General features: G+C 61.8%; 17 protein-coding genes and 2 pseudogenes. 11 read left to right on the plus strand and 8 right to left on the minus strand.

From position 1 onward, the window contains the following. Positions 1-71: 71 nt before the first annotated feature. From FSV73_RS18995 to FSV73_RS19015, 5 genes are all read right to left on the minus strand, one after another. Entirely contained in the window at positions 72-839 is a 768-nt protein-coding gene (locus tag FSV73_RS18995) for a carboxymuconolactone decarboxylase family protein (protein ID WP_222119458.1), read from the minus strand. Next, positions 829-1,344 (minus strand): (R)-mandelonitrile lyase, encoded by a 516-nt coding sequence (locus FSV73_RS19000; RefSeq protein ID WP_145009832.1) that lies wholly within the window; start codon positions 1,342-1,344, stop codon positions 829-831. The genes FSV73_RS18995 and FSV73_RS19000 overlap by 11 nt, the downstream gene beginning before the upstream one ends. A gap of 41 nt (positions 1,345-1,385) precedes the next feature. Next, the gene (locus FSV73_RS19005; RefSeq protein WP_145009835.1) at positions 1,386-1,811 is read right to left on the minus strand and encodes a (R)-mandelonitrile lyase; all 426 of its coding nucleotides are present in this window, start codon (positions 1,809-1,811) and stop codon (positions 1,386-1,388) included. A gap of 290 nt (positions 1,812-2,101) precedes the next feature. Beyond that, positions 2,102-2,995 carry a LysR family transcriptional regulator gene (locus FSV73_RS19010; RefSeq protein ID WP_145009838.1) on the minus strand — a complete coding sequence of 298 codons (894 nt, stop codon included), beginning with the start codon at positions 2,993-2,995 and terminating at the stop codon, positions 2,102-2,104. Between the two features lie 16 nt (positions 2,996-3,011). Next, on the minus strand, positions 3,012-3,905 hold the full coding sequence (locus FSV73_RS19015) for a LysR family transcriptional regulator (RefSeq protein ID WP_145009841.1): 894 nt from the start codon (positions 3,903-3,905) through the stop codon (positions 3,012-3,014). Between the two features lie 252 nt (positions 3,906-4,157). Between FSV73_RS19015 and FSV73_RS25700 the strand changes: the two genes are divergently transcribed. The 8 genes from FSV73_RS25700 (at position 4,158) to FSV73_RS19050 (ending at position 12,637) form a co-directional block, all read left to right on the plus strand. Next, complete coding sequence (locus FSV73_RS25700) at positions 4,158-4,325, plus strand: hypothetical protein (protein WP_222119459.1); 168 nt, start codon at positions 4,158-4,160, stop codon at positions 4,323-4,325. Positions 4,326-4,426: 101 nt separating this feature from the next. Continuing rightward, entirely contained in the window at positions 4,427-5,446 is a 1,020-nt protein-coding gene (locus FSV73_RS19020) for an aldo/keto reductase (RefSeq protein ID WP_222119460.1), read from the plus strand. Between the two features lie 53 nt (positions 5,447-5,499). Further along, positions 5,500-6,003 (plus strand): DUF2255 family protein, encoded by a 504-nt coding sequence (locus FSV73_RS19025; RefSeq protein ID WP_260856119.1) that lies wholly within the window; start codon positions 5,500-5,502, stop codon positions 6,001-6,003. A gap of 10 nt (positions 6,004-6,013) precedes the next feature. Next, positions 6,014-7,036 (plus strand): alpha/beta hydrolase, encoded by a 1,023-nt coding sequence (locus tag FSV73_RS19030; protein ID WP_145009847.1) that lies wholly within the window; start codon positions 6,014-6,016, stop codon positions 7,034-7,036. Between the two features lie 26 nt (positions 7,037-7,062). Then, positions 7,063-8,133 carry a PQQ-dependent sugar dehydrogenase gene (locus FSV73_RS19035; RefSeq protein WP_145009850.1) on the plus strand — a complete coding sequence of 357 codons (1,071 nt, stop codon included), beginning with the start codon at positions 7,063-7,065 and terminating at the stop codon, positions 8,131-8,133. Between the two features lies 1 nt (position 8,134). Next, entirely contained in the window at positions 8,135-9,253 is a 1,119-nt protein-coding gene (locus FSV73_RS19040; protein WP_145009852.1) for an amidohydrolase family protein, read from the plus strand. Positions 9,254-9,344: 91 nt separating this feature from the next. Continuing rightward, entirely contained in the window at positions 9,345-10,109 is a 765-nt protein-coding gene (locus FSV73_RS19045) for an SDR family NAD(P)-dependent oxidoreductase (RefSeq protein WP_145009855.1), read from the plus strand. Positions 10,110-10,222: 113 nt separating this feature from the next. Continuing rightward, a complete protein-coding gene (locus FSV73_RS19050; protein ID WP_145009858.1) occupies positions 10,223-12,637 on the plus strand; it encodes a membrane-bound PQQ-dependent dehydrogenase, glucose/quinate/shikimate family in 2,415 nt (804 codons plus the stop codon). A 247-nt stretch (positions 12,638-12,884) separates the two neighbouring features. Here FSV73_RS19050 and FSV73_RS26210 read toward each other — a convergent pair whose 3' ends face one another. After that, positions 12,885-13,097 (minus strand): hypothetical protein, encoded by a 213-nt coding sequence (locus tag FSV73_RS26210; protein WP_437179298.1) that lies wholly within the window; start codon positions 13,095-13,097, stop codon positions 12,885-12,887. A gap of 585 nt (positions 13,098-13,682) precedes the next feature. Here FSV73_RS26210 and FSV73_RS19060 point away from each other — a divergent pair. The 3 genes and pseudogenes from FSV73_RS19060 to FSV73_RS19070 all read left to right on the plus strand — a co-directional run. Then, a pseudogene (locus tag FSV73_RS19060) lies at positions 13,683-13,829 on the plus strand (DUF3275 family protein); the annotation flags it as partial. A gap of 64 nt (positions 13,830-13,893) precedes the next feature. After that, positions 13,894-15,636, plus strand: a pseudogene (locus FSV73_RS19065) (OB-fold nucleic acid binding domain-containing protein); the annotation flags it as partial. A 148-nt stretch (positions 15,637-15,784) separates the two neighbouring features. Then, positions 15,785-16,630, plus strand: a complete 846-nt coding sequence (locus tag FSV73_RS19070) for a hypothetical protein (protein WP_145009861.1) — start codon at positions 15,785-15,787, stop codon at positions 16,628-16,630. A gap of 440 nt (positions 16,631-17,070) precedes the next feature. Here FSV73_RS19070 and FSV73_RS19075 read toward each other — a convergent pair whose 3' ends face one another. Both FSV73_RS19075 and FSV73_RS19080 read right to left on the minus strand, forming a co-directional pair. Continuing rightward, entirely contained in the window at positions 17,071-17,964 is an 894-nt protein-coding gene (locus tag FSV73_RS19075; protein WP_145009863.1) for an NAD(P)-dependent oxidoreductase, read from the minus strand. Beyond that, the gene (locus tag FSV73_RS19080; protein WP_145009866.1) at positions 17,961-19,277 is read right to left on the minus strand and encodes a cation:dicarboxylate symporter family transporter; all 1,317 of its coding nucleotides are present in this window, start codon (positions 19,275-19,277) and stop codon (positions 17,961-17,963) included. The genes FSV73_RS19075 and FSV73_RS19080 overlap by 4 nt, the downstream gene beginning before the upstream one ends. Positions 19,278-19,461 lie beyond the last annotated feature (184 nt).

Consider the following 19,461-nt stretch of genomic DNA (forward strand, 5'->3'; position numbering starts at 1 on the left):
CTCGAAAGAAGTGCCAGTATCAAGTCCTGCGTGCAAAACAAGTAAAGCTTGAAAGCATATATGGGACATCGTCATTCAGCTCCAGATTTGGTGGCCAGTTGCCCGTCCAGCGCCTCGCGCGCGCGGCGAGCATGCCCGGCATCCACACGATCGGCCAGGACCTGAGCGAGCTGGTGCAACTGGTTGGGCGTGAGGCCGACGTTCATGCTGATGCCCATGTGCGACTGTAATTGCGATTCGGCCCCCGGGAGCGCCGCCAGCATGCCCACCGTGGCAAGTTCGCGGCTCTGCCAGTCAAGGTTGTCGCGTTCAAAGATGTCGCCGAACAGATGCGCCTTGAGGTATTCATCAATGGCTGGAGCGAAGTCGAACAGCGCCCCCTTTACCGGCGCGCCTGCCAATTGGGTCTGGTTGGCGGTGCCTGCAACGAGTAGCGCGTCACCCTTCGGGATGGGACGGCTGGGTAAATGACCGAGTCCGTCTTGAATGCCGCGCTGCTTGCGCGCATCCAGCACCTTCATAAATTCGCCCAGCGAATTGAGGCTGCGCGGAAAGCCTGCATAGGCGTAGAGCTGCACCAGGATTTCCTTGATGTCGCTTACGGTCAGACCGGCATCCAGTCCTTGATTCAAGGCGGCGTTCAGCTTGGCGATATCGCCCGCTGCAGCGAAGGCCCCGATAGGCACGATGGCCTGCTGACGGGTCGAGAGGGTATCGGATACTGCAGCTGTCATATCTCGGGACTCCTGCGTGTTAGAGGCCGCTTGGCTCAGTGTTGTCGTAAGGCCCAGGACGAAGACGGCCAGCGCACTGGCCATGGGGCGCTTTTTATCGTGCATGTTTGCCCTCATATTGGTCATCCGTGACCTTCTCCATCCAATCGACATTTTTGCCATCGACGGTACCCGTGATGGTCAGGTAGGTGACGGCGGTCTTGGGCGCAGCACCGTGCCAGTGTCTAACGCCGGGCGGGCACCAGATCGCGTCGCCAGGGCGCACAGTCTCAACGGGCTTGCCCCATTCCTGAACGAGTCCTACACCCGAGCTCACCACAAGACGCTGTCCGTAGGGATGGGTATGCCACGCCGAGCGAGCACCTGGCTCGAAAGTAACCATAGCGCCAGCGGCGTTGATGTCTTTGTTGGGCGACCACAGCGGGTCAATCCGTGCCCGGCCGGTGAAGGTCTCCGCAGGACCGGCGATCGACGCCTGACTTCCTGCAAGCACGATCTCCTGCTGGGCGGGCGCCGATGCGGCGCTATCGGCCTGGGGGGCGGCAACAACAGCCGTGGCGGCCTGTAGCGCGGCTGCGGTCAGGAGAATTTTGAAGAATGGGATTTGCATGGAGGGACTTTCCTTGTAGTAAGAGGCCTATCGGCGGCCATTCAGCCGTTCTCACCGCTACCCTGCGGCGGGCCTGCGAGGTACTGCTCGTCGGTCACGTGCTCCAGCCAGTCCACGTTCTTGCCGTCAAGTGCTTCCTGGATTGCGATGTGAGTCATGGCGGTGGTGGGCGTGGCGCCGTGCCAGTGCTTGTGCCCGGGCGGACACCAAATGACATCGCCCGCTCGAATCTCAACGATGGGCTCACCTTCGCATTGCGTCCAGCCGCAGCCCGCGGTGACGATTAGCGTCTGGCCGAGAGGATGGGTATGCCAGGCCGAGCGCGCGCCCGGCTCGAAGGTCACAGCCGCACACGAGGTACGAGCCGGAGCGGGAGGGTTGTTGAGCGGGTCGATACGGACAGTGCCGGTAAACCACTCAGCAGGGCCTTTGGCCGAAGGTTGAGTTCCAGCGCGCTTGAGTTCCATGTACGGCTCCTTTCAATGAGTTGGCTTCGCTCGCTACATCTCTTGCATAGCAAGCAAATAGTTCCTCTCGGCGCCGTCATCGCATTCATGAACGGGGAACCATGTTCCCCTCTGGGAGGAACCCGCGCTAGGCGGCCAGGATTTCCGGAGGAGCGTTGAGAATGCTCGACGACTTCGGTAAGCATTCTCTCTAAATGTAGTAAGAGCAGCTTCGCGCCACTAGACGTCAGAAACTACATGCAGCCATAAATGATGCTCATGAATTGAGTTACTGGTAGCCTTGGCTCGCGTTAACGCCGGTAACGCAGTGTTTCGACGATCAGTGACAGAGCGGGTGATGACTGACGCCGGCAGGCAAAGTAGATGTGAAGACCGGGGAAAGTGGGACACCAGTCTTTGAGTACAGCCCGCAATTGGCCGCTCTTCATATGGGGGCGCGCAAGTTCTTCCGGCATGTAAGCTAAGCCGAATCCCGCCAGCGCGGCCTCGACAGCCGGATACATGCAGTTGAATGTCCACGAACCAACAACTCGCACCTGCAGATTTCGTTCGCCCTTCTTAAGTTCCCAGGCGTACACGCCGCCGCGCACGGAGAAGCGCATGTTGATGCACTCGTGGTCGGTCAAGTCTGATGGCGTCTTGGGTGCCGGATGCCCTTCCAGGTAGGAGGGCGCACCAACGATCACCATGCGGATGTCCGGTGAAATCCGAACCGCCGTCATGTCTTTGGAGATTTGGTCGCCGAAGCGAACGCCGGCATCGAAGCGTTCTGCCACAATGTCGGTCAGACCCGGCTCGATCGCCACCTCGATCTTAATGTCAGGATACTTCTGCTGGAGCTTAGAGAGCTTGGGCCAGAGGATCGTGTTCGCTGCGAAATCAGAAGCTGTGATGCGCACCGTCCCGGCAGGCTTGTTGCGTAGCTCCTCGAAGGCGACCAGTTCGTCGGTGATTGCCTCGAATCGAGGGGCTACTCTCTGGATGAGGCGTTCCCCTGCCTCCGTCGGCGACACACTGCGAGTTGTGCGCGTCAGCAAACGCAGCCCTAACCGCGCCTCTAATGCGCGAATGGTGTGGCTGAGGGCCGATTGAGAAACGCCCAACTGAGCTGCAGCGCGGGTAAAGCTCCGCTCCCGCGCAACAGCGAGAAAAGCCAAGATGTCGCGAAAGTTTTCACCAGACATACGAGGAACTCCGCTGCTATGGCCGGTAACGCAAGGCTTCGACCAGCAAGGTCATCGCACGCGAAGGCTGGCGCCGGTTTGGGTAGTAGAGATGGAAGCCGGGCCACACCGGGCACCAGTCCTCCAGCACGGAGATGAGATGCCCCTTCGAGACGTGGGGGCGAACCATGTCCTCAGGCAGGTAGGCCAGACCGAAGCCCGCCCTGGCCGCCTCGAAAATGTCGTAGGCGTTGTTGAAGGTGACTGTTCCGTCCACACGGGCATTGACTGCGCGCTTGCCCTTGGTGAACTCCCATTCGTAGAGGCCGCCATAGGTGGACGTGCGTAGATTGATGCATGCGTGCTCGGTGAGGTCGCGCGGTGTCCTGGGCACGGGCCGATCCGTGAAGTAGAACTTCGATCCCACCACCATATTGCGAACGTCAGGGCCGATCCGAACGGAAATCATGTCCTGCGCGAGTTCCTGGCCGAACCGCACGCCGGCGTCGTAGCCGCGTGCGACGATATCGACGCTTTCGTATTCATTGACCAACTCGACCTTGATCTTGGGGTACTTCGGAAGAAACTTCGCCAGCTTGGGCCAGAGCGTGCTCCTAATGGCGTAGTCGATCGCGGTGATACGGATTGTTCCCATGGGTTCGTCCCGAAGCTCGCCAAGGGACTGGATCTCGACCTCGATTTCATCGAACTCAGGCGCGAGGCGATCAAGTAGCCGCTGACCCGCCTCGGTGGGCGATACACCGCGCGTGCTGCGGGTGAGAAGACGGACGCCCAGCCTTTCCTCCAACGCCCGGACGGTGTAGCTCAAGGCCGGCTGTGTGACCCGAAGCTGGGCTGCCGCGCGCGTAAAACTACGTGCGCGCGCCACGGCGATGAAAGCCAGCAGGTCGCTGAAGTTGTCCCGCGACATTGATGAAACCCCTTTATAAGACTGTCTGTATTTTACAGGCTTCGTCTGAGCTTCGCTCAAATAACAACCATATTGGGAAGTCGCTATTCATGAAGGCGGCTTATGGGACTATGCGAATTCTGCCGTATATCCAATGTTCGACGCGCGTTCTAAAGTTCAGTATCAGCCAAGGAAGACGTGCCATCTAACCGGAAAACCGAGCCCAGCAGGCGAGTACGGAGCCGCCGAAAAAGCGCCCTACGTGATCGCCTGTTGAGTGACCTGGATGTGCGTCAGCCAGGTGTTGACTTCACGGTCGGCCGAATCGGAAGCCGCCAGTTGCAGGCTGGATCGCTGCTGTACGGCGCTTTTTATCCCCTGAATATCGAAGGAGCAGACCCGATGAACGAGCAAATTTTTCCAGCCGACGCGACTTGTTGAAGGCGAGTGCAACGGTCGGCGTGGCCGCTTGCGCCACGCCGCTCATCCTGGGATCAGCCGCTGCCCAATCGGCACCGGCTACCGCAGCGGGAAGTAACGCTATGAACCTACCCACTATCACCCAGCACCGGACTTTGGGATCAGGCGACTTCCGCATGGAAGTGTCAGCTCTGGGGTTCGGCGTCATGGGCATGAACTACAACCGGGGCATCCACCCCGAACGCAAGGCCATGATCGAATTGCTGCATCAGGCGGCTGAGCGAGGCGTCACTCTGTTTGATACCGCTCAAGTCTATGGGCCGCTCATCAACGAAGAACTGGCCGGTGAAGGGCTGTACCCGTTCCGGGGCAAGGTGAATATCACGACCAAGTTCGGGCACCGCATCGTGGACGGCAAGTACTTCGAGGGCGAGCTGGACAGCACGCCCAAGAACATCCGGCGCGTTGCGGAAGAATCGCTCAAGCGCCTGCGGGTCGAGACCATCGAGCTGTTCTATCAGCACCGGCTCGATCCGGCTGTGCCGATCGAAGACGTTGCGGGCACTGTCAAGGACCTGATCCGCGAAGGTAAGGTCAAGCGCTTTGGGCTTTGCGAAGTCAATGCGCAGACGATCCGCCGCGCGCATGCGGTGCAGCCGGTGACCGTCGTACAGAGCGAGTACCACCTGATGTGGCGTGATCAGGAGACAGAAGTTTTCCCCGTTCTCCAGGAGCTGGGGATCGGTTTCGTGCCTTACAGCCCGATCAACCGCGGCTTCCTTGGCGGCAGCATCACCGAGTACACGCGCTTCGACTCGGGCAATGACAACCGCAACACGCTCCCACGTTTCACGTCGGAAGCCATACGATCCAACTTGGCGGTGGTGGAAGTGCTCAACGCTTTCGGTAGAACACGGGGGCTGACCTCCGCGCAGGTGGCGCTGGCCTGGATGATGGCAAAGGCCCCCTGGATCGTGCCGATTCCCGGCACCACCAAGCTTGCCCATCTGGACGAGAACCTGCGGGTTGCCGAAGTGACGCTAACGCCGGCCGAAGTGCAGGAACTTGAGTCGGCCGTCTCCAAGATCCAGATCGTGGGTGATCGTTATCCGGCCTCGCAGCAAAAGCAGGTTGAAAGCTGATGGTGGAAGACGGTGGTGCATTGCTACCTCTTCGCCAACCCGGAGCCAAGGACATGATGAAGAGCAGAAGGAGCTTTGTCGCATTCGGCGTCGCCGCTGTGCTGACTGGCACTGCGCTACTGGCACCAGCCGAGCCCAGCGATGCCGCGAGTGCACAGACTTCAGGAGAATCCCGAATGAAATGGTCGAATGAGGAACTCAGCAAGATCGTCAAAGCCGACGATCTTCACATCGCACCGTTCCGCGAGGACGGTGTGACCTATGGCACGCCCACGTGGATCTGGTGCGTGTCCGTTGATGACGACCTCTACGTGCGTGCTTACAACGGGGTCAAGTCCCGCTGGCATCAGGCAGCCGTGCGTGAGAAAGCTGGGCGAATCATCGCTGCCGGCATGACGAAGGAGGTTGCCTTTGAGCCAGTCGAAGGGCCGATCAACGACCGTATCGACGATGCCTACCGAGCGAAGTATTCGGGCAGCCGGTATCTACAGCACATGATCAGTGAACACTCGCGCGCCGCGACGGTAAGGATCATTCCCCGCCAGTCCAAGCAGTGAAGGAATTGTAATGTCTATCTTGAAAAACTCATTAATGTCTGCCTCGATCCTGTTCGCGATGCCCACGTTTGCGCACGCTGCCGAACCGACTACCGTGGCCCAAGGCATAAACGTGGTCGGCTCGCAGAAGGTCACGTTCAACAATGGCGGTATCCAGATGGCTGGCAACCTCTACCTGCCCGCCAACTACGACAGCAACAAGAAGTACCCGGCAATCGTCGTGGCGCACCCCTGGGGCGGCGTGAAGGAGCAGACCTCCGGGCTGTACGCGCAGCAACTGGCCCGCAAGGGTTTTATCACGCTGGCCTACGACGCCTCGCACTACGGCGAAAGCGGCGGCGAGCCGCACGACCTGGAAGACCCAGCCGACCGCGTGCAGGACATCCGCAGCGCTGTGGGCTACCTAGCCAGCTTGCCGCAGGTCGATGCGAACCGCATCGGCGCGCTCGGGGTCTGCGCCGGCGGCGGCTACACGCTGCACGAGGCCCAGACCGACCTACGCGTGAAGGCGGTGGCCGGCGTGGTCCCGTATGACATCGGCGAGGCGACGCGCACCGGCATCCAGGATGCTCCGGTAACAGCCGAGGACCGCCAGAAGCTGCTGCAGGGTGTAGACGAGCAACTGAACAAGGAGGCGGCGGGCGCACCCGTGCTGGTGCAGCAATTGCTGCCGTCGCGCGATCAAGTGAATGCCGATACCGACAACTTCACCCGCGAGGCGACCGAGTACTACCTGACCCCGCGCGGCGCGCATCCGAACGCCCGCAATCGCTATGTCGTGACCAGCCCAGGCCTGCACATCGCGTACTACCCGCTGGAGCACATGGAACTGATCTCGCCGCGGCCCGTACTGCTGATCGCGGGCGAGCGCGCCGAGACGCGCAAGTTCAGCGAAGCGGCGTATGCCAAGGCCCAGCAGCCCAAGGAACTGATGATCATCCCCGGCGGCTCGCACTTCGACCTGTACGACAAGCCCCAGTACGTGACGCCCGCCGTGAACAAGATGGCCGAGTTCTTCGGCAAATACCTGTAAGCAACGGATGGCAGGGAGTCGCTGACATGAAGCCATTGCTCATCGCCTTGGGCATCCAGGCGCTATCGGTGTGTGCCGCCCCGGCGGCTCTGGCGCAGGATGCGGCCCGCGCCGGGCGCATCCAGGCCACCGCGCCCGGCGGCTGGGCCATGCAGGTGGTGAGCGATGGCCTCGACTATCCCTGGGACATCGCGCGGGCCGGCGGCCAGTTCGTGCTGACCGAGAAGGCCGGCAACATCGTCGTGATCGAGAACGGTCGCCAGCAGCGCTACCCGCTCCAGACCTCCGACTCCATCGTGAACGAGAGCGGAGCCGGCCTGCTCGGCATGGCGCTGTCGCGCGACTTCGCGCAAAGCGGCGTCGCCTACTTCTACCATTCGTACAGCGCCAATGCGGGCCTGACCAACAAGGTCATCCAGGCGCGGTTCGACGGCAACGCTTGGCGCGAAACCCGCGTGCTGCTGGCGGGGATTCCCGGCCACCGGCTCTACAACGGCGGGGCCATCGCTATCGGGCCGGATGGGCACCTGTATGTGACCACCGGCTGGACGGCCAACCGCGAGCGGCCGCAGGACCGGGCCAGCCTGGCCGGCAAGGTGCTGCGCATGACGCTGGATGGCCGGGCGCCGCAGGACAACCCGTTCCCGGGTTCGCTGGTCTATTCCTACGGCCATCGCAATCCGCAGGGCATGGCCTGGAATCCAACCGGCGAACTGTTCGTGGTCGAGCACGGAGAGTCCGGCCACGACGAGATCAACCGGATCAGGCCGGGCGTGAACTACGGCTGGCCGCTGGCCGAAGGCGCCGAGCGGCGCAATGGCATAGAGCCGGCCTGGATCGAATCCGGCCGCAGCACCTGGGCGCCCGCGGGCGCCGCGTTCGCCGGCAACGAGCTGCTGGTCGCGGCGCTCGGTTCGCGCGAGCTGCTGGTGGTGAACGAGGGGGCTAGGACGCTCAAGCGCGTGTTCGCCTCCGGCGACCGCATCCGGGGCGTGCTGCCAGTGGGGCGCGACCTCTACGTGATCACGACGAATCGGTCGCCGAGGGGGAATGGCCCCTCGAAAGACCAATTGCTGCGACTGTCGTCAGGGCGATGACATGAAGCGCCGAAACCTGCTCGCACTCGCGCTCGCCAGCCCCGTGACCTTCTCCGTAGCCCGCACTCAAACGCTGTCGTCTGCCGATTACCGCCAGATGCAGATCGGGCGCGACGAGCCCATCCTGGAGCCGGACCTGCCGATCATCGACGCGCACCACCACCTGGTTGACCGACCGGGCCTGCGCTACATGATCGACGACTACCTTGCGGACACGCGTGCCGGCCATCGCGTTGTCGCTTCGGTGTACGTGGAGACCTTGGCTTTTGCGCGCACCGATGGCCCCGAAGTTCTTCGGCCGCTCGGCGAAATCGAGTTCGCCAACGGCGTCGGCGCGATGTGCGACAGCGGCCGCTACGGCTGCCGGGTCTGCGCCGCCATCGTGGGTCACGCCGATCTGCGCCTGGGCGACCAGGTAGCCGAACTGCTGGACCGGGCGATGGAGCGCGCGCCGGATCGTTTCCGGGGTGTGCGCCAGGTCACCATCGAAGATCCGTCCGAGGCGCCATACCGCTTCATTCCGACCCGGCCGCCGAGCGGCGTGATGAAGAGCCCGGGCTTCCGTCCAGCCTTCGCCCACCTCGCCAAACGCGGCTTGAGCTTCGACGCGGCAGTCTTCCATCACCAGTTGCCGGAGGTGATCGAGCTGGCGGATGCGTTCCCCGATACCACCATCGTGCTGAACCATTGCGGCCACGCGATGGCGATGGACCTGGATGAGTCGGCTAGGCAGCGGGTTTTCCGCGAGTACCGCCGGCTGATGACCGAGGCAGCCCGGCGCCCGAACATCCAATGCAAGGTGGGCGGCCTGGGCATGCCTTTCTGGGGCTTTCGGTTCGAGGAACGCAAGGACCCCATCGGATACCGCGAGCTGGCGGCGGCCTGGCGCCCCTATGTGGAAACCACCATCGAGGCCTTTGGCGCCAGCCGCTGCCTGATGGAAAGCAACTATCCCCCGGACGGTCGATCCGCAGGCTTCGTGCCGCTGTGGAATGCGCTCAAGTACATCGTCCGGTCGGCTTCGGCCGATGAGAAGGCCGCGCTGTTTCACGGCACGGCCGCCAAGGTGTATCGCATTCGCCAGCCAACCGAGGAGGCTGTGAAAACTTCCACCCTGTAGGCCATGGGCATGGCTTCCAAGAAAAGAGACGACGTCTTGGAGCTGGGCCACCGTCATCCAGAGTTTTTGATTTAACAGAGGAAATGACATCGTGAAAATTTCTTTCGAGAACCAAGTCGCACTGATCACCGGCGCGGCCTCGGGCATCGGCCTGGCAACCGCAAAGGCGTTCGCCGAGGCGGGCGCGTCCGTTGCACTGGCGGACGTGAACGGCGACGGCGCACGCGCCGCTGCCGACGAATTGGTGGCGGCCGGACACAAGGCCATCGGCATCCGCTGCAACGTGGCCGATTTGGGCGAAGTCGAGGCGATGGTCAAGGAAACCGTCTCCACGTTCGGCCGCCTAGATGTGGCATTCAATAACGCCGGCATCCAGAACGCCCTCGCGGAGACCGCCGATGCCACGGTTGAGGACTTCGACCGTGTGAATTCGGTCAACATGCGCGGCATCTGGGCCTGCATGAAGTACGAGTTGCAGCACATGCGCCAGCAGGGCAATGGCGCCATCGTCAACTGCTCGTCGCTTGGCGGGCTGGTGGGCGGCGCCGAGCGCGGCACCTACCACGCCGCCAAGCACGGCGTTCTCGGCCTGACCAAGAGCGCGGCGCTGGAATACGCCACGCGCAACATCCGCGTCAATGCCGTGTGCCCGGGCCTGATCTGGACGCCGATGGCCGACCAGATGGTCGCCGCCGGCCAGAAAGAAGCTCTGGATGCCATGCTCCCCGGCATCCCCATGCGGCGTCATGGCCGCGCCGAGGAGATTGCCGATGTCGTGCTGTGGCTGTGCAGTTCGGCTTCCAGCTACGTGACCGGCCAATCCATCTCGGTAGATGGCGGACTCATCATGCGCTGATCTTGCCCAATGGATGAACGCCTTCGCTGCCTCGGGAGACGTTCATCCAGAGACGCGACACCTCACGACAGTGGCCACATGATCGCTGCCGCCCTAAACAGGAGACACGTACCATGCTCGAAGACTCAACTCAACGGCGTCATCCGCCGGCCAAAACGCTTGGGCTCAGAAAAGTCGCGTTGATCGTGCTCGGTGTGGTGATTTTGGTCTTCGGGCTTGCCATGCTGGTCGGTGGGGTACGCCTTATCAGTCTTGGTGGCTCCTGGTACTTCGGGCTGGTGGGGTTGGGCATAGCCGTCTCAGGCGCTCTGATCGTGCGACGTCGCCCCACTGGGGTGGCGTTGTACCTGCTTGTCTTCGTAGCAACGATCGCATGGTCGGTTTGGGACGCAGGACTGACGTTCTGGCCGCTGTTTTCGCGCTTGGTCATGCCGGCGGTGCTCGCATTGTTGGTCTTGCTGCTCGCGTCTGCCTTCCGCGATGACTCACGCCCGCTACCCCGCCGCCCGGCTTACGCGCTGGCGGCGGTGCTGGCCGCGGCATTGGTTGGCACCCTGTATTCCGCTTTCCAGCCACGGCCGCTGGCAACAGCCGACGCCATGCCGCCACCTGTGCCAGGTCATGCAATTGGCACCATTGCCGGCAATGACTGGCCTCACTATGGCCGTACACCGTCCGGCACGCGGTTCGCGCCGCTGGACCGGATCACCCCTCAGAACGTCGCTGGTCTACAGGTCGCCTGGACCTACCGGACGGGCGAGATTCCAAAACCCGAAAAAGGCGAAGGGTTTGTGGTCACCCCTCTGCACGTTAACGGGATGCTCTATGGCTGCACGCAGTCAAATCGGCTATTCGCTCTTGATGCCGAGACTGGTCAGGAACGTTGGCACTTCGATGCACATGGAAAGGGCAACAACCGCCCGCGCTGCCGCGGTGTTGGCTACCACGACGCCTCTACAGGCGCCGAGAACGCCCACGCTTCAGCGGCATCACAGGTAGCGGCGGCCTGCACGCGCCGCATCATCTCCACCACGGTGGACGCACGCATGGTGGCGGTCGATGCCCTCACCGGAGTTCCATGCGCAGACTTTGGCGAGAACGGTGTCGTTGACCTCGGCTCGGGTATGGGCGAGATCAAACCAGGATTCTATTTTCCAACCGCCGCGCCGACCATCGTGCGCAACCTGGTGATCGTTGGTGGATTGGTCTGGGACAACGCCGAGGTCGGCGAACCTTCCGGCGTGGTACGTGCCTTCGATGTGCAGAGCGGCGCCTTGGTTTGGGCGTGGGATCTAGGCAATCCCCGCATCGCCGCTCTGCCGCCAGAGGGCCAGAGCTATACCCGGGGTACTCCCAACGTCTGGTCCACCCCGGCCTATGACGACGCCCTGGGACTGATCTATTTGCCGACCGGCAATGCCACGCCGGATTTTTGGGGTGGCAAGCGCAGCGAGGCCGCCGAAAAGTATTCCTCGTCCATCGTTGCGCTGGACATCGCCACAGGACGCGAGCGTTGGCATTTCCAGACCGTCCATCATGACATCTGGGACAACGACGTTCCCTCGCAGCCGGCACTTTATGACGTACCCGACGGCCGCGGCGGCACGATCCCCGCACTGATCCAAACCACCAAGACCGGTCAGATATTTATGCTCGACCGGCGCACCGGAACCCCCATCGCTGACGTACAAGAGCGGCCGGTTCCGCAGGGCGGTGTCGCCGACGATTGGACCTCGCCGACGCAGCCCTTCTCAGTTGGGATGCCGGCCATCGGCACAGAGCCGCTCAGCGAGCAACGCATGTGGGGCATTACGCCGCTGGACCAGCTGGCGTGCCGCATCAGTTTCCGCAAGGCGCGCTACGAAGGTCAGTTCACCCCGCCAAGCGAACGCACCACGATCCATTACCCCGGCTGGTTCGGCGGCATGAACTGGGGATCGGTGTCGATCGCAGAAAACCTGGGCTACTTGATCGTCAACGACATCCGCGTGCCGGTAACCACCCGGCTGATTCCTCGCGCCGAATACGATGCTAGCAATCGAGGGCCGGGCGCCGAAAGCGCCGGTGCAGCTCAATTGGGCACGCCCTGGGGCATTGAGCAGGGCCGCTTCTTCTCACCGCTCGGGATTCCCTGCCAGGAGCCGCCCTACGGCACGCTCACAGCGATCGACCTTGCCACACGGCACGTTGCCTGGCAGATCCCGCTCGGCACGGTCGAAGACGCCGGTCCGTTGGGCATTCCGACGCGCATGCCAATGCCGATCGGCATGCCGACACGCGGCGGACCAGTGACCACCTCCAGCGGCATCATCTTCATGGCCGGCACTCAGGACTACTACCTGCGCGCGATTGATGTCCGTACCGGGCGCGAGCTGTGGAAGGGGCGGCTGCCCGTGGGCGCGGAGACCACGCCGATGACCTACATCGCGCCGCGTAGCGGCCGCCAGTTCGTTGTCATCAGCGCCGGCGGCACCGATGCGAGCAAGCAGATGGGGGACTATGTAGTGGCGTTCGCGCTGCCTGAGTAAACCAGGACTCAACTTGAGGCTGACCGAATGCAGAATGACCTTCGATCCCGCATTGACACTTGAAGAAAATATCAGTGCCCGAATGTCGCCCAGCAGCGCCTAAGGCGCTGTTAGGCGACGGAACGGATGCCAGACTACGCGCCGATTCTCTAGATCGACCCAATAATATTCGAGTATGCAGATTTCGGCGCGACGGCCAGCAAGCTCGAATTGCAGGCGCATCGCCAGTGACGTAGTTCTTCAGTCCTTACACCTCCAGCCTCTCCAGATGGTGGAACATCTGCGCCAACTCGTCGTCCACGATGAGCCGGGTTTCCTTGGCAGGCGGGTACACCTGAACATGGCGGCATGGATTCGTGCTGTCCGGGCGATGGCCCGACATCTCGGCCAGGTTGAACATCTTGCACAGGACGCCGAATGCATTGTTCGCTTCGGCCGGCCTGCAGGCCAGCTTTTCCATCAATCCGGCAATGTCGGGTCGCTTCCTTCTTGCGGCCCATCAGCGGGGCGGTGCAGCGGTTAATGACTCTCTGATAGCCGCGCTGCGTGCTCAGCTTGCCGCGCTTCTTGTAGTAGTCCTCCATGTGCTTCTTGTACAACGCTTTGACGGTAGAAGCCGTGCGCTTCGAACTTCATGGCACGGCTTGGACAGATGAACATCTGAATGATAGGGAGGGCTATGGGATATCGGAGCTCCAGGCCAGGTCGACGTCGGGATCCTGATCCTTGATCCCAATGGTTGCTTGCTCGAGGACCTGCCTCAGTTTTAACTTCCCTATCAGGCGCCTTTCTTTTGTCAGGCCTATTGACCAGCTACAGCGCCGCTTTCAGAATTCATCCCACATGCCGCTGACGTTGTCAGCCATGCCCAGGTGGTCAGGATCTCAAGACCACGGCGCCCCGCGCTGATCCAGCCCTAAGCTTGCCGAGCATCCGGTAGCGCAAGCGGTCGGCCACGCCGATGGATGCACCTCTCACCGTTTTCTCCCACAGGGCACGCCATCCCCTGTCGGGCATGGCGTGCCCCCTATCCACGAGGACCGCCATGATCAAGATCCCCGGCCATCTGGCCATCCGCACCATCCAGGGACGCAACGGCGCCTTCAACGTCGGCCGGCTCTCTACCTCTATCGGCGAATTTGTCATCAAGGACGCTGTGCTCGAGCAACACGTCGAGGGCAAGATCACAGGTAAAAGGATCCAGAACGGGTTTTTCTGGCGCTTACGAAATCGCAGCGACTGGGACAGCTCAGAAGCGCGAATCGGGCTTCGATCCTGATAGCCCCCTGCTCTACCGGATTCTGGTGCTCACCGGTGAGCTGATCGGCTTCCCACGGCACCTCTCCCAGCACCCGGGCGGTTTCGTCATCGCCGACCAGACACTGGATACCCTGGTGCCGGTGGAGAATGCGGCTATGGAGGGTAGGACGGTCATCCAGTGGGACAAGGACGACCTCGATGCGATGGGCCTGCTTAAGGTCGACATCCTCGCCCTGGGCATGCTCAGCGCTCTGCGCCGCTGCTTCGACTTGGTCAAAGGCTACCGAGGCGAGGAACTGACGCTGGCCACCGTCCCCCAGGAGGACAAGCCGACCTACGCCATGATCAGCCGGGCCGATACGCTAGGGGTTTTCCAGATCGAATCCCGCGCACAGATGGCGATGCTGCCGCGGCTACGACCGCAGACCTTCTACGACCTGGTGATCGAGGTGGCCATCGTCCGGCCGGGCCCCATCCAGGGAGGGATGGTCCATCCGTACCTGCGCCGGCGGACCGGCCAGGAAGAGATCAGCTACCCGCCGGCGCTCGAGCGCGTCTTCGGCCGAACGCTGGGTGTCCCGCTGTTCCAAGAGCAGGTGATGGAGCTTGCCATCCTCGCCGCGGACTACACTCCGGGCGAAGCCGATCAGCTACGGCGTAGCATGGCGGCCTGGAAGCGGCATGGCGGGCTGGGGCCGCACCGGGAGCGGCTCACCTCACGCATGCTCGCCAACGGCTATACCGCGGAGTACGCCGCGGACATCTTCCGGCAGATCGAGGGGTTCGGCAGCTATGGCTTTCCTGAGTCCCATGCGGCCAGCTTCGCCCTGCTGACCTACGCTAGTTGCTGGCTTAAATGTCATGAGCCGGCGGCCTTCGCTGCGGCGCTGATCAACTCTTACCCGATGGGTTTCTACAGCCCCGACCAAATTCTGCAGGACGCTAGAAGGCACCGGTTGCAGACCCTCCCGGTGGATGTGACCTGCAGCGACTGGGATTGCAGCCTTGAGCGGGTCGAGGACAGCTCGCAGCCGGCTATTCGGATGGGGCTGCGGATGGTACGCGGCCTGGCTGAAAAGGCAGGCCGCGCAGTTGAGCAGGCCCGCCGGCAGCGGCCGTTCCGCGATGTCACCGATGTGTGTCTGCGCGCAGGCCTGGATGCCAAGGCCCGGGAGTGCCTGGCAGATGCGGGAGCCTTAAAGGGGCTGGCCGGGCACCGGTTCCAGGCCCGCTGGGCAATGGCCGCAATCGAGCCGCAGCTGCCGCTCTTTGCTGAGGGCGCGGTCGTTGAGGAGGAGATCCAGGAGCTGGTCGCCCCGACCGCGGGTGAGGACCTTCACTCGGACTATGCCTCGCTGGGTACTACCCTGGGGCCGCACCCACTCACCCTGCTGCGGCCGGAGCTGGAGGCCCGGCGGCTGATGAGCTCGCAAGACCTGAAGGAGCGGCGTCATGGCCAACCGGCCCGGGTCGCTGGCCTGGTCGTCGGCCGGCAGCGCCCCGGTACCGCCAGTGGTGTCACCTTTGTGACGCTGGAAGACGAGTACGGGATGGTGAACGTAGTGGTGTGGCGCACCTTGGCAGAGCGCCAGAGACGCGAGTTGGTGGCCTCTCAGCTGATGCGAGTGGATGGCACCATCGAAACGCGAGATGGGGTGCTGCACGTAGTAGCCGGTCGTCTAGAGGACATCAGTGAGCTGCTGCAAGGACTAGATACGCGAAGCCGAGACTTTCACTAGCAGGGTGCACGGCAAGATATCACTAAGCGTGCAGACGGATCAGACACGTAGTATTGAGATCCAGTGGGAAAGGAAGGAGCGTATGTGAGTCGGGAGCTTTACTCCTATCTACGGAACACGAGTCATTCACTGAAATGGAAGGTTGAGCATGGACGTTATGGATGGGCTGAAGGCCCTTGCCAGTGGATATCAATGGCTCAAGGGTCGCGTCAATCCAGCCCGCCAGCTATCCAGCCGTATGCTTGATGTCTTCGATGCACACGGCGTACCGCGGTCTCGGATCAATTCCCTTTTTCCCGAGTCGCTACAACTGCCTGTGATGGCCTGGTCCGATGCTGATCACCTCAAGATGGTTGTCCAGCAAGGTCACATCGACTGGCTCATTGCACGGTTTGAGCTTCAGCGAGAATGGCTTGAAGGCAGCAGCCAGTCAGCAAATACGCACCTGTTCTGCTACAAGCAACCAAAGCTCCTCGAGGAATGGCTCGTCAGTCGCTCTGCTACCAACGACTCCGACTGTCTGCGGCTTCACGTCGTTGTTCCCGACGATTACGACGTTCAACAGCCACACGGATACTTCGCAATCGTGCTCGAGGTAATCCCAGAAGACGGCGTCGATGATGCATCGCGCTTCTATCACCTCGGCGAGGGTACGCATTTCGATCATCGTCCGAGCCTAATACACCTCGTTCAAGTGCAGGCCATAGCCTACTGCCATGGAGTAATCATGTGGCGCTCTACGCTTAGGCAACGAGCGCTGAATAAGCTCAGCTGTAATGAAGGGCTGACCCCCCTTTGGCTAGAGAAAAGACGGTCTCATCGCCACACAGCCGACCATGAGCTGTGGTCTCACTTTTCCGGGTCTGCGCCCTGGTTGACGACGTTGCGGCAAGACGCAATGCATGGATTACGCACCGCAGGCCTTAGCGGAATTGTCGAGCGAATTGAGCTCGATCAAGCTCGCTACCTTTCCCAACGCAGATCACCAGGATAGAGGGTACGACCTGCAACTCAATGGCTTGCGGAGCACCATGTACATTTTTCAACACTTCAGCTGTCGCTCCTCAGAGGGCGGATAGCCAAAGCAAACCGAGTATTCCTCGATGAAGTGGGTGACCGAGGTGAAGCTGCGGGCAACCGCCACCTCTAACCCTGACAGAGCGGAATGCTACAGTGGGCGGCGGCCTTCGGTGATGGCAGTTCCAGGCAATAACGTGTGGCCGCGATGTCGAGCTGCTTGCGAAACAGTCACTCGACCTGATCTGCGATCGGCCAACCTAGTCGCGCAGCTGCTCGATAGTAAGACGCGCTTCGACATTGGCCTTCATCTGGGTTCACGCGCGCCGGCAGGCTCATCTGCACCTTGCGCGTTGAATTGAACTGGCGAAAGCGCAATTCCTCATTACTGCCCCGTAGACGTAGTAGGCAGTCAATTCACCGCTCCGCAAGCCGGTCGATCAAAACTCGCCAATCAAAAGGCTCGGCATATGAAATATCTTGGTCCGCCATCCGCTCCACCAGATCACGCTGAGCCGCACTGATTGCCAGACTCATGCGCGGCTCCAGACCCGCATCGGCAACGGTCTTGGCGACCTCCTCCATTTCTTCGGACCGGCGCCGACCGTGCTCCGCCACGCGGCTGATCAGATAGTGCGGTTGGCGAGCATCCCAACCCATGTGCGGGAAGCTCGCGTGAAGTGATGCGAGCACCCTCTCTTCCGCGCCATAGTGGCGGGCGGCCGACAGGCATTCAGTCGTAAGGGCTTCGAGCCCCTTGATCATTACGCTGCGACACATCTTGATGGCGGAAGCCACGCCTACCTCTTCGGCCACCACCTTCACGTTGAAGCCAAGCTCGCCTAGCGTGTCAGCAAGGGCGGCGGCGTCGGTGCCGCCCAGGAGGAGCGGCGTAGCCAGGCGCTGAGGCGGCACCGGTGCCATGACGGCGACATCCAGGTAGGCGGCGCCACCTCTAGTTACAGCGCTCTCCCCCGCCTTCTTGGTCGCTGGCGCGACAGAGTTCAGGTCAAGAAAGCACTGCCCGGGTTTCAGTAGCGTGCCTGCTTGCGTCGCGACCTCCAACGCGGATCCAGCGGTCACCGTGGAGAACACCAGGTCAGTGTCAATCAGAGCGTCGCTGAGGGTTCGGCACAGTTCGACCCCGGCAATCCGAGCCTTTTCCACCAGTCGTTTGCCGGCTTCAGGATCGGCAACCAGCAGGTCGTACGCCTTGACCGCAATGCCTCGCGAAGCGAGATCTGCAGCCAAGATTCCACCGGCTTCGCCATAGCCGACAAAGGTGACGCGGGGTAAGGAAACAGAGGTCATTTGGTAGGCTCCAGCTGGGATGAAGAGGCGGTCGCTGCCGCGTCCGACGTGGATTGAGAGGGACCCCGAAGACAGGCGTCGAACGCACTACGATCGAACAAACCCTCCCACCGCGAAATGACGAATACGGCAACGCTATTGCCGATCACATTGGTTGTCGAGGTCGCGATGGCCAGCACTCGATCGATGCCAAACAACAGGCCGAGGCTACCCAGCGGTAGCACCCGGATCGACTCCAGGGTGGCGGCCAGTTTGATGACCGCGCCGCCCGCGGCGCCGGCTCCACCTTTGGACGTCAGTAGCATCACGCCGAGTAGGATGATCACCTGCGAGGGACTGAGCGCCGTATCCGTCGCTTGCGAAAGAAAGCCCAGGCCGCACGCCATGTACAGGCAGGCGCCGTCGATATTGAAGCTATAGCCAGCCGGCAAGACGAAGCCGACCACGGCCTTGTCGCACCCGGCGCGCGCCAGCTTTTCCACCAGCTTGGGAAAGGCTGCCTCGCTCGAGGCTGTGCCCATGGCAATGATGGCCTCTTCCTTGATGACGCGCAGGATGGCGAACAGCGACAGACCGGCCATCGCGCAGACCGCGCCCAGGATCACCAGGATGAAGGTCAGCACGCTCGCGTAATAGGTCAGGATGTAGCCCAGCAGGTAGAGCAGCGTGGCCGAGCCGAAACTGCCGACCGCTGCGGCCATCGCGCCAAAGGCGCCCAGGGGCGACAGCCGCATGATGTAACCAAGCAGCTTGAAGGTCAGCGTCTGTCCCTCTTCCAGCAGGCGCAGGGCCAGCCAATCCGGCTTGGCACAATGAGCGAGCGCGACGCCAACCAGGATGGAGACGAACAGCACCGGCAGGATATCGCCCGTGGTAAAGGCTGACGCCAGGGTCTTGGGAATGATGGAAAGCAGGAAATGCTCGAGACTGAAGCCGCCGCCAGCTAGGGCTCCTTCAACGGCCTGCGCCTGGTTGGCGGCGAGGCTGTCACCCATCTGCGCGTGAAGGCCTTCTCCAGGGCGCACCAGACTGACCACTACGAACCCAACCACCATCGCCAGGGTACTGACCACCTCGAAGTAGATCAGCGTCTTGATTCCGATCCGGCCAAGACGGCGGAAGTCACGGATATGGGCAATGCCCGAGACCACCGTAAAGAAGATCACCGGCCCGAGCAGCATCTTGAGCAAGGAGATGAACGCCGTGCCAAACGGCTTCATACGCTGCGCCAATGCAGGGTCGATGAGTCCCAGCAGGATGGCCAGAAAGATGGCGATGAGCACCTGCACATAGAGTTTGCCCAGTAGCTTCACGGTGGCCTCTTCGATTTGTTGTTATTTGTCTTACTTAACGCTGCCAGCGGCCCACCGCCCGGGACAATGCATTCAGGCGGCACCGGCATACGTTTTTTTTATCGAGCGCCCTGGCCATCGCAGCTTGCCGGCGTGATAAACGCACACCGGCAGGCTGGCAGCCCCTTTCGTTGCTGTGTCAGGC

The organism is Pseudomonas oryzihabitans (assembly GCF_007665395.1).
In the GTDB taxonomy this organism is placed as follows: domain Bacteria; phylum Pseudomonadota; class Gammaproteobacteria; order Pseudomonadales; family Pseudomonadaceae; genus Chryseomonas; species Chryseomonas psychrotolerans_C.

Excerpts from the sequence above, each read along its gene's own strand:
- FSV73_RS19050 (WP_145009858.1), top strand. The coding sequence starts at position 10,223 with ATGCTCGAAGACTCAACTCAACGGCGTCATCCGCCGGCCAAAACGCTT.
- FSV73_RS19025 (WP_260856119.1), top strand. The coding sequence starts at position 5,500 with ATGATGAAGAGCAGAAGGAGCTTTGTCGCATTCGGCGTCGCCGCTGTG.
- FSV73_RS19040 (WP_145009852.1), top strand. The coding sequence starts at position 8,135 with ATGAAGCGCCGAAACCTGCTCGCACTCGCGCTCGCCAGCCCCGTGACC.
- FSV73_RS19015 (WP_145009841.1), bottom strand. The coding sequence starts at position 3,905 with ATGTCGCGGGACAACTTCAGCGACCTGCTGGCTTTCATCGCCGTGGCG.
- FSV73_RS19010 (WP_145009838.1), bottom strand. The coding sequence starts at position 2,995 with ATGTCTGGTGAAAACTTTCGCGACATCTTGGCTTTTCTCGCTGTTGCG.
- FSV73_RS19035 (WP_145009850.1), top strand. The coding sequence starts at position 7,063 with ATGAAGCCATTGCTCATCGCCTTGGGCATCCAGGCGCTATCGGTGTGT.
- FSV73_RS19005 (WP_145009835.1), bottom strand. The coding sequence starts at position 1,811 with ATGGAACTCAAGCGCGCTGGAACTCAACCTTCGGCCAAAGGCCCTGCT.
- FSV73_RS19000 (WP_145009832.1), bottom strand. The coding sequence starts at position 1,344 with ATGCAAATCCCATTCTTCAAAATTCTCCTGACCGCAGCCGCGCTACAG.
- FSV73_RS19020 (WP_222119460.1), top strand. The coding sequence starts at position 4,427 with ATGAACCTACCCACTATCACCCAGCACCGGACTTTGGGATCAGGCGAC.
- FSV73_RS18995 (WP_222119458.1), bottom strand. The coding sequence starts at position 839 with ATGCACGATAAAAAGCGCCCCATGGCCAGTGCGCTGGCCGTCTTCGTC.
- FSV73_RS26210 (WP_437179298.1), bottom strand. The coding sequence starts at position 13,097 with ATGGAAAAGCTGGCCTGCAGGCCGGCCGAAGCGAACAATGCATTCGGC.
- FSV73_RS19030 (WP_145009847.1), top strand. The coding sequence starts at position 6,014 with ATGTCTATCTTGAAAAACTCATTAATGTCTGCCTCGATCCTGTTCGCG.
- FSV73_RS19070 (WP_145009861.1), top strand. The coding sequence starts at position 15,785 with ATGGACGTTATGGATGGGCTGAAGGCCCTTGCCAGTGGATATCAATGG.
- FSV73_RS19075 (WP_145009863.1), bottom strand. The coding sequence starts at position 17,964 with ATGACCTCTGTTTCCTTACCCCGCGTCACCTTTGTCGGCTATGGCGAA.